At 38.8% G+C, this 12,891-nt stretch carries 15 protein-coding genes and 1 pseudogene; 13 read left to right on the forward strand and 3 right to left on the reverse strand.

Annotation, left to right across the window (positions count from 1 at the left end; genetic code table 11):
• The first annotated feature begins 112 nt into the window (after window positions 1-112).
• Both phaZ and EEJ45_RS02365 read left to right on the forward strand, forming a co-directional pair.
• Window positions 113-1,003 (forward strand): intracellular short-chain-length polyhydroxyalkanoate depolymerase, encoded by an 891-nt coding sequence (phaZ, locus tag EEJ45_RS02360; protein WP_124563161.1) that lies wholly within the window; start codon window positions 113-115, stop codon window positions 1,001-1,003.
• 108 nt (window positions 1,004-1,111) lie between these two features.
• Window positions 1,112-2,293, forward strand: a complete 1,182-nt coding sequence (locus EEJ45_RS02365; RefSeq protein ID WP_124563162.1) for an MFS transporter — start codon at window positions 1,112-1,114, stop codon at window positions 2,291-2,293.
• Between the two features lie 24 nt (window positions 2,294-2,317).
• On the opposite strand, the gene EEJ45_RS02370 is transcribed toward EEJ45_RS02365, so the two are convergent.
• The gene (locus EEJ45_RS02370; RefSeq protein ID WP_124563163.1) at window positions 2,318-2,887 is read right to left on the reverse strand and encodes a DUF2087 domain-containing protein; all 570 of its coding nucleotides are present in this window, start codon (window positions 2,885-2,887) and stop codon (window positions 2,318-2,320) included.
• 147 nt (window positions 2,888-3,034) lie between these two features.
• On the opposite strand from EEJ45_RS02370, the gene EEJ45_RS02375 reads away from it, so the two are divergent.
• The 4 genes from EEJ45_RS02375 to EEJ45_RS02390 all read left to right on the forward strand — a co-directional run bounded on the left by EEJ45_RS02375 (window position 3,035) and on the right by EEJ45_RS02390 (window position 6,041).
• Entirely contained in the window at window positions 3,035-3,244 is a 210-nt protein-coding gene (locus EEJ45_RS02375) for an NETI motif-containing protein (RefSeq protein ID WP_124563164.1), read from the forward strand.
• Window positions 3,245-3,331: 87 nt separating this feature from the next.
• A complete protein-coding gene (locus EEJ45_RS02380) occupies window positions 3,332-3,520 on the forward strand; it encodes a DUF378 domain-containing protein (RefSeq protein ID WP_124563165.1) in 189 nt (62 codons plus the stop codon).
• 263 nt (window positions 3,521-3,783) lie between these two features.
• A complete protein-coding gene (gene serC / locus EEJ45_RS02385; RefSeq protein ID WP_124563166.1) occupies window positions 3,784-4,857 on the forward strand; it encodes a 3-phosphoserine/phosphohydroxythreonine transaminase in 1,074 nt (357 codons plus the stop codon).
• A gap of 11 nt (window positions 4,858-4,868) precedes the next feature.
• A complete protein-coding gene (locus EEJ45_RS02390; RefSeq protein WP_124563167.1) occupies window positions 4,869-6,041 on the forward strand; it encodes a phosphoglycerate dehydrogenase in 1,173 nt (390 codons plus the stop codon).
• 53 nt (window positions 6,042-6,094) lie between these two features.
• Here EEJ45_RS02390 and EEJ45_RS02395 read toward each other — a convergent pair whose 3' ends face one another.
• Window positions 6,095-7,276: an MFS transporter gene (locus EEJ45_RS02395; RefSeq protein WP_124563168.1), complete on the reverse strand. Its 1,182-nt coding sequence runs from the start codon at window positions 7,274-7,276 to the stop codon at window positions 6,095-6,097.
• A gap of 471 nt (window positions 7,277-7,747) precedes the next feature.
• Here EEJ45_RS02395 and EEJ45_RS19160 point away from each other — a divergent pair, with 471 nt between their 5' ends.
• Both EEJ45_RS19160 and EEJ45_RS02400 read left to right on the forward strand, forming a co-directional pair.
• Entirely contained in the window at window positions 7,748-7,876 is a 129-nt protein-coding gene (locus tag EEJ45_RS19160) for a hypothetical protein (protein WP_465251910.1), read from the forward strand.
• Between the two features lie 4 nt (window positions 7,877-7,880).
• Window positions 7,881-8,147: a hypothetical protein gene (locus EEJ45_RS02400; RefSeq protein ID WP_124563169.1), complete on the forward strand. Its 267-nt coding sequence runs from the start codon at window positions 7,881-7,883 to the stop codon at window positions 8,145-8,147.
• Between the two features lie 64 nt (window positions 8,148-8,211).
• Here the strand turns inward: EEJ45_RS02400 and EEJ45_RS02405 are convergent, their stop codons facing one another.
• Window positions 8,212-8,535 carry an iron-sulfur cluster biosynthesis family protein gene (locus EEJ45_RS02405; protein WP_124563170.1) on the reverse strand — a complete coding sequence of 108 codons (324 nt, stop codon included), beginning with the start codon at window positions 8,533-8,535 and terminating at the stop codon, window positions 8,212-8,214.
• Window positions 8,536-8,725: 190 nt separating this feature from the next.
• Between EEJ45_RS02405 and EEJ45_RS02410 the strand changes: the two genes are divergently transcribed.
• The 5 genes and pseudogenes from EEJ45_RS02410 to EEJ45_RS02430 form a co-directional block, all read left to right on the forward strand.
• Window positions 8,726-9,121 carry a cytosolic protein gene (locus tag EEJ45_RS02410; protein ID WP_124563171.1) on the forward strand — a complete coding sequence of 132 codons (396 nt, stop codon included), beginning with the start codon at window positions 8,726-8,728 and terminating at the stop codon, window positions 9,119-9,121.
• Between the two features lie 559 nt (window positions 9,122-9,680).
• On the forward strand, window positions 9,681-10,664 hold the full coding sequence (locus EEJ45_RS02415) for a BMP family lipoprotein (protein WP_245999810.1): 984 nt from the start codon (window positions 9,681-9,683) through the stop codon (window positions 10,662-10,664).
• Between the two features lie 12 nt (window positions 10,665-10,676).
• Window positions 10,677-12,326 carry a methyl-accepting chemotaxis protein gene (locus tag EEJ45_RS02420; protein ID WP_124563173.1) on the forward strand — a complete coding sequence of 550 codons (1,650 nt, stop codon included), beginning with the start codon at window positions 10,677-10,679 and terminating at the stop codon, window positions 12,324-12,326.
• A gap of 68 nt (window positions 12,327-12,394) precedes the next feature.
• Complete coding sequence (locus tag EEJ45_RS02425) at window positions 12,395-12,592, forward strand: helix-turn-helix domain-containing protein (RefSeq protein ID WP_124563174.1); 198 nt, start codon at window positions 12,395-12,397, stop codon at window positions 12,590-12,592.
• Window positions 12,593-12,666: 74 nt separating this feature from the next.
• Window positions 12,667-12,891: pseudogene (locus EEJ45_RS02430) on the forward strand (IS4 family transposase); the annotation flags it as partial.

The following is a 12,891-nucleotide window of genomic DNA, read 5'->3' on the forward strand; positions in this document are numbered from 1 at the left end:
AGTATGAGAAAGAGTAGCTGATTTTATAAGTGTAAAAATAATTAAAATATTCAGTTTATTATTATAGTGTGGTATGATGTTTTCGAAGCGTTTACAAAAGGGGTGTGGAGAAATGACGGTCGAATTGGCAGTAAAATCAGTTGTGCTTTCTAATGGAGAAACAATGGCGTATCGGGAGAGCGGTTCTGGTAATGAAGTAATCATATTGATTCATGGCAATATGACATCGTCCAGGCATTGGGATGTTGTCATGAACGAGCTTACAGACTATAAAGTGTACGCTGTTGATTTACGCGGATTTGGTTTTTCTACATACAACAATGAAATTAACTCCCTTCAGGATTTTGCAGATGATGTAAAGCTGTTTACAGATGAAATGGGCTTGTCTTCATTTACACTTGTCGGTTGGTCTACCGGCGGCGGTGTGGCTATGCAATTTGCAGCAACCTATCCTGAAGTTGTAAAATCGATAGTGTTGATTGAATCAGTCGGTATTTCTGGTTATCCAATATTTAAAAAGGATGAGAACGGCGCACCGCTCATTGGAGAATTTTTAAAGACCAAAGATGAAATTGCCGCTGACCCTATTCAAGTGGCGCCTGTCCTGCAAGCCTTACAACATAAAGATACAAACTTCTATCGCACGCTTTGGAATATGGTCATTTATACCCAAAAACAGCCTGCTCCAGAACAATACGAGGCGTATCTTGCCGATATGCTTACGCAGAGAAACCTTGTAGATGTGAATTACAGTTTAGTGACATTCAATATTTCTCATCAACATAACGGCGTTGTTGAGGGAAGTGGAGCAGTTTCTAACATTAAAGCCCCTGTTTTAATTATACAGGGTGATCGTGATTATGTTGTGCCGATGACAATGGCGGAGGGCATTCATGAAGCCATTCCTCATTCAAAATTTGTTGTTCTTGAAAACTGTGGTCATTCACCGCTTGTCGACTGCCTAGACGAGCTTGTTGCACATATTCGTAATTTTATAGCGTAATGTCCATAGACACATAAGAAAAAGGAAAACCAGCGAAAATGCTGGTTTTCCTTTTGTGTTCAGATGTATAATGAAAGCTGTTGATTTCGCATGTGGGAGTGAGCATATTTGAATAAAACGTATACATTTTGGATGATGGTAAGCATTGTGGCAATTTCAGGATTGTCTCAAGGCATGCTGTTGCCTGCCATCGCAATGATTTTTGAGGCAAAAGGTGTAAGCTCCAGCGTGAACGGTTTGCATGCTACTGCATTATACATCGGTATTTTGGTTATTTCGCCATTTTTAGAAAAGCCCATGCAGCGATTTGGCATGAAACCCGTCATTATGCTTGGGGGATTTATGGTTGTTACGTCTCTTTTCTTCTTTACCCAAACCTTCTCATTTTGGATTTGGTTTGCACTTCGATTTATAGTTGGTGTGGGAGATCATATGCTTCATGTTGGAACACAAACATGGATTACCACATCTTCTGACCCACACCGCGTTGGTAGAAATGTATCTATTTATGGCGTATCCTTTAGTGCTGGATTTGCGATTGGTCCGTATTTAGCGAGCACAGTATCGTACGGACTAGCGACACCGTTTATGATTTCGACCGTTTTGTGTTTAATCGGTTGGTTATTGATGATTCCTACGCAAAATACCTTTCCTGAGCAGGAAATGGCAGAAAAAAAAGGTTCATCTGTTATTCGGTATAAAAAAGTGTTGCAGCTAAGTTGGCTAGCGTTATTGGCACCGTTCGTTTATGGTTTACTAGAAGCAATGCTTAACAGCAACCTACCTGTATACGGACTGCGTAACGGATTAACAATCGAGCAAATCTCTTTTTTACTACCTGTTTTTTCTATCGGGGGTATTCTAACGCAAATTCCGCTTGGGGTATTAAGTGATACAATAGGAAGAAGGACAGTTTTAACATGGGTGTTTGGAGTTGGTGCACTGCTGTTTATGTTGGCAGCTGCAGGTGAACAACACTACTGGTTACAATTGCTTTGCGTTTTTCTTGCTGGTATGGTGGTCGGATCAACCTTTTCGATGGGACTTGGATTTATGACAGACACATTACCAAAATATCTCCTTCCGGCAGGAAACATATTGTGCGGAATTGCTTTTAGCCTTGGAAGTATTACAGGTCCTATATTTGGCGGTATTTTTATTGAATATTTAACAGGTATTAGTTTTTACATTAGTATTTCTTTACTACTCGGTGCTGTCTGTTTGATTTATATCACACGTACAAGACGTCAAGAGAGCCCCATTAATAAGAAGCGAATAGAAAATTTTTAGGCCGGCATATAATTGCCGGCCTTCTCATGGTTTTTGCCACAATTCCTCTGGATTTAGCTCGTATCTACCTTTTTCACGGTACATGATTTGGTTTATAATGAATTCACGGCGGATGGTCGCATAATCATCATGGTACTGTTTAATGTATTCATTAATTTCTTTCTCCTCATACACTTTGCCACGTTTTAACCCTTTAGCTATATGATGCAAAAGGATAAGCTTCTTTTTCCGCTGCGCTGGAATTGTTTTCAAGCGCCCGTCTTTCAGTGAGAAATTGTCTACGATTTTTTGATGCTCCGCGTTATATTTCATTACATCTTCCTCCTGTTGTAGTATATCTATTAGACCAGAAGCATAGTGCTCCAAAATCGACTTGTTTACATGAAAATATACAGTGTTCTTGTCCCGATGTTCACCTACAAGATTTAATTCGCGTAGTTTTGACATGTGATGAGATACGGCAGGAGGAGTAAGTCCTAGTATACCTGCCAATGTTTGTCCATGCTTAGACCCTTTAGAAAGTAAGACAAGAATACGAATTCGGGTGGGATCACTCATTACTTTATGAAATTGAACCAAACGATTTAACTGCAAATAACAAAATCTCCTTTCATTAGACAAATATCTAATTAGATTATCATCTAATTATTTTAGAAAAGCAACTGTTTGAATGAATTTTCTAAAAATAATCATTACTTAAGATGTAGGATACAATGATACTAAAAGAAAGTAGGTGAGAAGATGACAAAACAAGTGTCTAAAAAGAAGTTTGAAGTGCTACCGGAGGAAACAATTTCGGATTGTTTGGCAAGAATGGAAGCAGAAGGCTACGTACCTTCGCGCCGCACAGAAGAGCCTGTTTTTCGAGAAGTGATGAAAGATGGGAAATCTGTACCAGAGGTATGGGGTAGGAAAATTGTGTTTGAAGGAAAGCTTCAAATTCAAAAATAAATTTTGTACATATAAGAAAGTTTGTAATTTCCAGGCATATAGTATTACAGAAAGGCCTTTCAAAAACTATCCGCCTGGAGGGACATCATGAAATTCCTATCGTATCTCACTACAATTTTGTTGATTGTCGGTGGACTCAACTGGTTGTTCGTGGCTTTGGATTTCAATTTGGTGGAAGAGGTATTTGGTTCTGTTCCCGCACTTGTTGACACAGTGTATTGGCTCGTTGGTCTCTCTGCATTGTATCAAATCTATGATCGTTTTTTCAGTAAATAGCCATCATTTTACTTATTCCTTGAGTGCCAAACAATGTTTGGCACTCTTTTTACGTGTGTTGTAATAAAAAATTCATGTATACTTGTACTTCCTTCTTAAATCCGTATAATCCAAAAAGTTTTCTTTCTTGCTCTGCAAGTTTTGCGTTTGCAAACGGTTCCAACGCTTGTTGGCTTATTTAGAGGGAATCCATTGACCATGTGCTGAAAGTAGGAGTATAATTCAGAAAGTTTAAAAAAGAGAGTGAATTCGGAGGGGATACTATGGGTCGAGTGTATAATTTTTCTGCAGGTCCATCTATGTTGCCGCTTGCTGTTTTAGAGAAAGCACAACAAGAGTTTTTAGATTATCGCGGCACGGGGATGTCTGTATTAGAAATGAGCCATCGCTCCAGCGCATTCAGTGAGATTATTGCACAAGCAGAGGCACTTTTACGAGAATTGATGAACATACCTGATACGTACCAAGTGTTATTTGTACAGGGCGGTGCATCCCTTCAATTTTCGATGGTGCCTCTCAATCTATTTAAAGCAGGTACAGCTGATTACATACATACAGGCTCTTGGTCTAAAAAAGCGATTGCAGAAGCTCGTAAATATGGACATGTGCATGTGGCGTCTTCCTCAGAAAATCAAAACTTCACATATATACCGGATGTGCATGACCTGCGCCCAGAAGCGGATTATGTACATATCACAACCAACAATACCATTGAAGGAACCGTATTTACAAAGCTTCCTGATACAGGGTCTGTTCCGCTAGTAGCGGATATGTCTTCCAATATTTTATCACAAGTATATGATGTGTCTAAATTTGGCGTCATATATGCAGGTGCTCAAAAAAACATTGGACCGGCAGGATTAACAGTTGTCATTATTCGTGAAGATTTAATTGGTCATGCGCAAAAAGAATGCCCAACTATGCTTAATTACAGCACACATGTCAAACATAGTTCTCTTTACAATACACCAGCTACTTACAGCATTTATATGGCGAAATTGGTATTTGAATGGCTTAAGCAACAAGGTGGTGTAGAAGCAATGGAAGAAAAAAATCGTAAAAAAGCAGCTTTGTTGTATGACTTCTTAGATGAGTCCAAGTTGTTCTCCAGCCCTGTTTTATCAGATTATCGTTCAATCATGAACATCCCGTTCATGACACCTACAGCTGAACTGGACGCTGCCTTTTTACAAGGAGCGAAAGCACAAGGTCTAGAAACGCTAAAAGGTCATCGTTCAGTCGGTGGTATGCGTGCTAGCATCTATAATGCTATGCCGATCGAAGGCGTGGAACAGCTGGTTTCTTATATGAAAACATTTGAGAAAAATTATCGTTAGGAGGCATTATTGTGTATACCATTCAAACGTTAAACAATATTGTGCAGTGTGGGTTGGATGTTTTTGGAAATCAGTATAAAATGATTACAGAGGGAGAAGCAGATGGCATTTTACTACGCAGCTTTCCGATGCATACGATGGAACTGCCCGCTAGTGTCAAAGCAATTGCACGTGCGGGCGCCGGCGTGAATAATATACCAGTCGAAGCTTGTACAGAGAAAGGAATTGTTGTATTTAACACACCGGGTGCAAACGCGAACGCGGTTAAAGAAATGGTATTAGCGAGTTTATTACTTGCTTCTCGTAATTTATGGGATGGTATCAGCTGGGCCAAATCGCTTTATGGATACGGTGATATTGTGCCTGAGCTTGTAGAAGCAGGGAAAAAAGAATATGTAGGAAATGAAATTCGCGGCAAGCGTCTTGGTATTATCGGTTTGGGGGCAATTGGCGCTCTTGTAGCAAACGATGCACTTGCTTTGGAGATGGAAGTTATCGGGTACGATCCATATGTGTCTGTAGAGACTGCATGGAGATTATCTAGACAAGTGCAACGTGCAGTGAACCTAGAGCAAATTTTTGCAACCTGCGATTATATTACCATCCATGTTCCGCTGGTAGAACAAACAAGAGGGCTACTGAACGCCCATGCGTTTCGTTCCATGAAGAAAGGGGTACGTATCTTTAACTTTTCCCGTGGTGAGCTTGTACAAGAAGAAGACTTACGAGATGCACTAGAAAGCGGTATTGTAGCAAATTATGTAACAGATTTTCCAAACAACACGGTTCTTGGTATGAAAAATGTAATTCCAATTCCGCACTTAGGTGCATCGACATATGAGTCAGAAGAAAATTGTGCCATTATGGCAGCGCGGCAATTGAAAACTTACTTAGAAACAGGCAATATTCGCAATTCTGTTAATTTCCCTAACGTAGAATTGCCGTATTTTGGACAAAAACGAATTACAGTTGCACATAAAAATGTACCAAATATGGTAGGACAGATGACAGCCTTTTTAGCAGAACATCACATCAATATCGCAGACATGATTAATCGCAGCAAAGGTTCTTATGCGTACACAATCATTGATATTGATAATGGTGTGGATGCGCACATTAAAGAAAGCATTGCTACAAAAATCAAAAATCTCCCTGGTGTTGCAGCTGTTCGCATTATCCAATAACTCAGAAATAGACTCCTATTGCTAGGAGTCTATTTTCATAGTTTAAAAAAGTTTCATTTTACTTTTTTTGGAATCGGTAAGCAAGTTCCAATCGCCGCAATTATAGCACATCCAAGATACAGATAGCTCGCTCCAAAGACTGCCACAGCAGATAGCGAACTAAAAATAATTAAATCCAGCACAGAGTCAACAATCGATAAAAGTGAAATGGTTGTTGCTCGGATATGTGATGGAATTAAATCGTTGCTGAGCTGTGAATAGATAGGATAGCGAATGGCGCGTACAAATCGAAGCATAAACACAGCACCTAATACGATATATAGTGATTCTCCGAAAAAGGCTGATAGGAGTAAACCGATGATAGCCATAATACCAGTGATATACATCCATGATCGTTTTGAAACTTTACTTACCATCCATCCTATAGAACGAGATGCAAAAAAGCCAAGTAAAGCGGCAAGTGCGTACACGACCCCAATCATTGCAACAGGAACACCAGCGCCTTTAAGAAGTGGCTGATCAAAGTTGTTGAATACCGCACCAGCAGGTATAAATACAAGTGAGACGTTCAAAAACATGATGAACAACTGGGGCGCACGGCGAATTGCCTTAATTCCTTCACGCACTTGATGAAATGGATTATCACGATACGAATGACGCGGTGGTTTTTTTATAGCAAATAGCAATAAAAACTCTACAAATTGAAAGCACAAGCCAAGCGCAATTAATAAAGTGAATTGTTCTGCTTGTAAATCTCTAGCGACATAAGCGCCGATAATAACAGATACAATCATCGTTGCAAAGTTTGCGGACTGAATTTTACCCATAGCACGGTCCATCAAATTTTCTTCTCCTGAGATTTTCAAGGATTCGTAAATGAGCGCTTCGTCCGCACCTGAGAAAAAGGTAACAGACATTCCATTTAAAATGGCACTTGCATAAAACACCCAAGACTGATCTGCGAATAATAACAATGTTACACTGCTAAAGCGCAAAGCAGAACCAGTTAGAAAGGAAATCTTCGGTCCAAAGCGATCCGCATACACACCGGTAGGGACTTCGCTTACTAGCACAGAGCCACTCCAGCACATAAGCAGCCATAGAATATGAGATTCGTTCAAGCCATTTTTCATGTAGAAGAGGGTCATAACTGGTGCGATAAAGCTGATACTTCCAAAAAAAACCACCCAAAATAAAACGTTAATATTATGAGATGCTAATGTATGTTGCTTCATATAAATCCTCCTGCTTCAAAATAAGGAAACCGTTTTGAAAGAAGCAGGAGCGTTTAGCTCAGTGTAATTAAGCGTCCACTCCTCCTTCTTCGTTGAGTAGTGTTTTTTGTAGATTGCGCATGTGTATTCCTCCTTTTGTTGATATACTTCTTAATAGTAGCAAAATTCTAAAATATTACAATGTGTTTGAGTAAGAAACTTATCTTTCACTCATACAGAACACTGTGTTGGTGTTGTTCATGCAGAGTCTTACCATTCTGAGTTAGGAGATATTCTTGGTAAGGAACATCCTCATATAGACTACATTGCTATATTAAATATAGGCGGCAAGGGACATGCAAAGGCTGCTGGTTGTTCGTTGATAGAAAAAGCGTATCATACATATGTAATACCAGCATTTCAAGTAGAACTGTTACGTGCGGACAGTGAAGAAAATGTATATAATATAAAATAGTCGAAGGAAGTTGGTGTATTCGTCATGAGAAATCATGCACAACCGTTAAGACATTCGCAGAAGCGGAGCGCTTATTAAAGCATCATCATGCTTACCGTTTGGTAGAAGATGAACGGTTTGTTTTACAGCAAAAAGCAAGGGAGTGAGACGTTGGGAGAGTTATTACTACAAACATGGTTAAGGGAAGATTTACATAAACAGGGCTATGTAGGTGAAGACTTGGAATGGCAATTCAATCGCCGTATTAAACATATTCCCAAGTCGCTACAAGAACTAGCAGAAGAGGCGTTGTTTCGGCAATCAGCGAAATTACCATTACAGTTGTATATCGAGTCCTTGCGTGATAAAGAAGAGCATGTACAACTTAAGAGAGATGCGTTATCTCGTTTTTTGCAAGAAGCAAAACAACAAAGATAAAAGGTGTCCCGAGGACACCTTTTATCTTTGTCTGTTCCCATGTCATTATTAGGAAAGAAGCGGTTTAACAATACTCATTTGGGACTGGTTTTACTTTTTGTACAGATAATCCGTATCCTAATGTTTCGTTTGGTGTGTATAAACGGAAACCTGTTCCATAGTCAATGGTCAGTGTGTCACCGATATATTCTTTTGCATAGGTGTTCATTTGAATGTATAGGAGGTCTTCCTCATATACAACCTCCTCTGGAACTAACTCATCCCATACTAGATCTAAATTGACAATTGCACTACAACCGCCGCCTGGTGTAATATGCACACGAACTATAGCTCTATCACGAAGTGCGTGAAATGCCGCTTTTGCTTTTTCAGTAATTTTAACATCCATATCAACACCTCTAATCTATCGAATACATCTATTATAGCTTATTTCGAGAAGGATTTCCTCTCATATGCACCTCATCATAACAACATAAATTATTTATTCTGGTCATTTATCCTGTAGTTTAGGTGAAATTGCGTGTGAAATCATGAGTTTTGGTTTATGCTAGATATGTACATATTATGGAGGTGACAACATGAAAACATTTACCGTTCATTTTCACAAAGATGATCAAGTGCAAGCAATGAATGTCCAAAAGCTGACAGAAGAAGATTTTCATAAAGTAACCGAAGGCGGGACACGTCATTTGTTTGAACTAGACACAAATGTGGGTTTCTTTGTATATTTTGATGCACAAGATAGCTTAGGCAAAGAATCATACCTCGTTTTACATTATGAGGAAGACAATGAAGATCCAACAGCTTGCTATTCCTTTGAACTCAAAGACTTTTATCAATTCACGGCTCTGTATTTAAATGATTTAGAATTCAATGACGAAGCTGATGAAGAAGATGACGACCATTATGGACCAGTGCATCATTTAGCGCATTTGATGTATCACATTGTTGAAGATGGAAATAAAGTCGAATAAAAAACCGAGCATTTGCTCGTTTTTTTATTTTGGAGATTTTATCTCGTATTGGGGTCCCGATGGTAAAACGCATATATTATACGCTAAGCCATTTACTGGAATATAAAGTCATAATTCTCTTACCATTAGAATGGTTTCAATCAAAAATGTTCGTTTTGGCAGTTTTCATAAGCTGTTCTTCTAGCGGTTCTAAGGCTGTTTTTTGTGTATCCAAAAGCTAAAATAAAAACAAATCACTAAAATAATGCTATTCGAATGTTTTTAGTTATGGAAATTTATATTATCTGTCTTAACGTATACAATCCCCGTTTTGCCGTCAGGACTCCATCTTACGCTAAACAAAGACGCTGGAGTCTTTACCTTGATGGATAAATACCAAACCATCATAAATAAACATAATTACCACAAAATTATAAAAAAACTATTTAATAAAAAAACAATTGAAAAAACAAAAATGTATGTTATTTTATATATAAAGATATATAAGGAGTAATTTTGAGATATCAGATTTACAACAATGATATGCACCTATGCATATCATTGTTTGTTTTAAAAGGGAGTGGGGATATTGAAAAAAAAATCACTTATTGTTGCAATGTGTACAGTTACTTTATTTGGCTGTTCGGAAACAAGGGTAACAAAACAGGAACAAAAACCATCTATCGGCATTATGTTGTCAGATGTAGGACTTGGTGATCAATCTTTTTCGGACTCTGCGTTCAAAGGGTTAGAACGTGCGCGTGATGAACTTGGTGTTGCCTTTGATTACCGTGAGATTAGCGATACGAAAAGCTATGAAGCAGGATTAGAAGAACTGGTAAAAGAAGATCATGAACTAGTGGTCGGTCTTGGTTTCGTAATGCAGGAACCAATTGAAAAAGTAGCTAAAAAGAATCCAAAACAACAGTTTTTGCTTGTAGATGCTGTTTCAGAGCTACCCAATGTACATAGTGTGACTTTTAAGGAAAATGAAGGTTCATACCTGATTGGTATATTGGCTGGGATGAAAACGAAAACAAACAAAGTTGGTTTTATTGGTGGTATGGACGTACCGCTTATTAATAAGTTTTTAGCTGGATTTAAACAAGGTGTAATGTCCGTTAATCCGAATGCTGAAATTACAGTGGCTTATGCCAATAATTTTGGTGACGATACGGTTGGAAAAAGCATTGCTAACAATATGATTGATAGTGGTGTGGATTTTATTTATCCAGCTGCTGGTTTAACAGGAGTAGGATCTATTCAAGCGGCACAGGAACGCAATGTATATGCCTTCGGCGTAGATAGCGATCAATTTTATATAGCAGAACGTGCGGTAGTATCGTCTATGTTAAAAAAGATAGATGTAGCTATATATGAAGTTGCCAAACAACTTGAACATGATGGGAAAGTCTCTAAGAAAAATCTGGAATTTGGAATTCAAGAAAAAGGTGTTGGTATTGCACCAGTGCGCATCTTACCGCTAACGGAAACAGAGCAAACAGCACTTCAAAACGCGACAAAAGACATTGCAAGCGGTACGAAGCAGGTAGATGAAAAATAGGAGGAATGCAACATGAAAATCCGAAATAAATTGCTGCTACTCTCGTTGTTACCACTTGTGTTTGCTTGTGGCATTATCTTTTTTATTGTTGTGCAGATGAACGATATACGAGCGACTACTTCTTCTGACGTGAAAAACTTGGTGGAAGTTGAAAAATTAGATGGAGCATTGTTAACAGTGCAAACAGCATTAAGTAATTACTATTTTAGTACGTCAGCAGCAAATGCTGAAGATGTAAAAAACCGTTTAGAAAGAGTTACACAAAGTATACAAGTATTAAAGAAAAATACTTTAATGGAAGAACAAAACAAAGAGTTGCAGAAAATCGAAAAAAAGCTAACAATACTTTCAACTAAGGCAACACAGCTGATTGAAGCTAAAGATGCTACAGAGGCAAAGGTACAATCTATTCGAGTAAAAGGTATTCAAAACGATGTATACACACTAAAGCGTATTACTTCACAAAATTATGATGCGGCACAAGTGATCTTGCAGAATAAGGTACAGTTTACTCGGGTGTTTGCACTGATTGCATCTATAGTATTATTGTTTGTAGCAGGACTATTGGTTTCCTATCAAGCAAATCGCTTATCAAAAACTATGCACAAACTCGCTATGACTTCCAAAGCAATTGCGGATGGAGACTTGACAGTTCAACTACCAGAAACAAAGACGCAGGATGAAATTGGCGTGCTGCATCGCTCATTCTCTAAAATGATTATCAATATTCGTGATGTGCTAGCGTCTGTACATCAAACAGCTAATCATGTTGCTGCATCGGCAGAAGAATTAGGTGCAAGTGCTGATGAGACAAGTAAAGGTGCACAGCAAATTGCTGGTGCTATGCAGAGGATTTCTTCTGGTGCAGAACAACAGACACAAATCGCAGCTGCGAGTGAACAATCCGTTTTACAAACTGTCCAAGCTGTTGTGGAGGTTGCAGATGGTGCAAGAGAATTAGAACAAGTAACAACCATGACAAAGAAACAAGCACAGGAAGGACAAGCATTTGTAACAGAAACCGTTCAACAAATGAATTTCATTCATGAATCTATACGTGCAACGGATACATCCATTCATATATTAAACCAGAAATCACAAGAAATTGGGAACGTCATTGATATGATTACCAAAATTGCAAAACAAACCAATTTACTCGCACTTAACGCAGCGATTGAAGCTGCTCGTGCCGGAGAGACTGGGAAAGGATTCGCTATTGTTGCAGAAGAAGTGCGAAAGTTAGCAGAGCAAACATCACAATCTGCAGACCAAATCCGTCATATCATTCAAGAAGTACAGACGGAAACGCATGTTTCTGTAGAGGCTGTACAAGATACAAAAGAAAAGGTAGAAAGCGGTATTGTCATTGCAAATGAAACTGCACAGAAGTTTGAACAAATCGTACTTGCACTTAATCATGCGGCGGAGCGAGTCCAATATATGAACATGCTATCTGACCAAATTTCTATCAGTACACAAAAAACAGCGACTTCTGTTCACGATATGGGGGAGGTTGCAAAAGAAGCGAATAGTAGTACAACACAAATCGCCGCAGCTTCAGGAGAACAACTTCTAGCCATGGAAGAAATTCGTTTATCCGCAGACTCATTAACAAAAGTAGCAGAACAACTACAGGGACTTGTTTGGAAATTTAAAATGTAAAAAAGCGCTCAATTTGAACTGCACCCCGATTGTTAGACACGTCTAACAATCGGAGGTGCAGTTTTTCTATGACCAAATATACGTTAGAAACTAAACTAGAGGTCGTTCAAGATTACTTAAAAGGGAAAGATTCTTATAAGGGCGTAGCCCGCAAGCATCAAGTGACAGAAAGTATGGTGGCGAAATGGGTAAAACGATTTCGCCAATATGGTCTGGAGGGGCTTCAAAAAAAGTATAGGGGTACAGCCACATGCCCATCAAGCTAACGAAACAAGTTTCCCCTAAAATGAAAAAAACGTTATTCTTTCAGGAAAATACTCGAAAAGGATGACGTTTTTTTATGGACCTCTCGCTTTCTGAAGAATTACATCTATTCTCACAAGAATTACAACGCTTTCTATCTCCAGTAGTCCTACAAGACATCGCCAAACAAGTTGGCTTTGTGCAGCGATCTAGTAAGTATCAAGCAAACGAACTCATGGCCCTTTGTGTATGGCTCAGTCAGGAAATCGCTAGTACATCGCTTACACAATTGTGCAGTCGGTTAGAAGCTTCCACTGGGGTA

The organism is Ectobacillus antri (assembly GCF_003852715.1).
Taxonomy (GTDB): Bacteria; Bacillota; Bacilli; order Bacillales; family Bacillaceae_G; genus Ectobacillus; species Ectobacillus antri.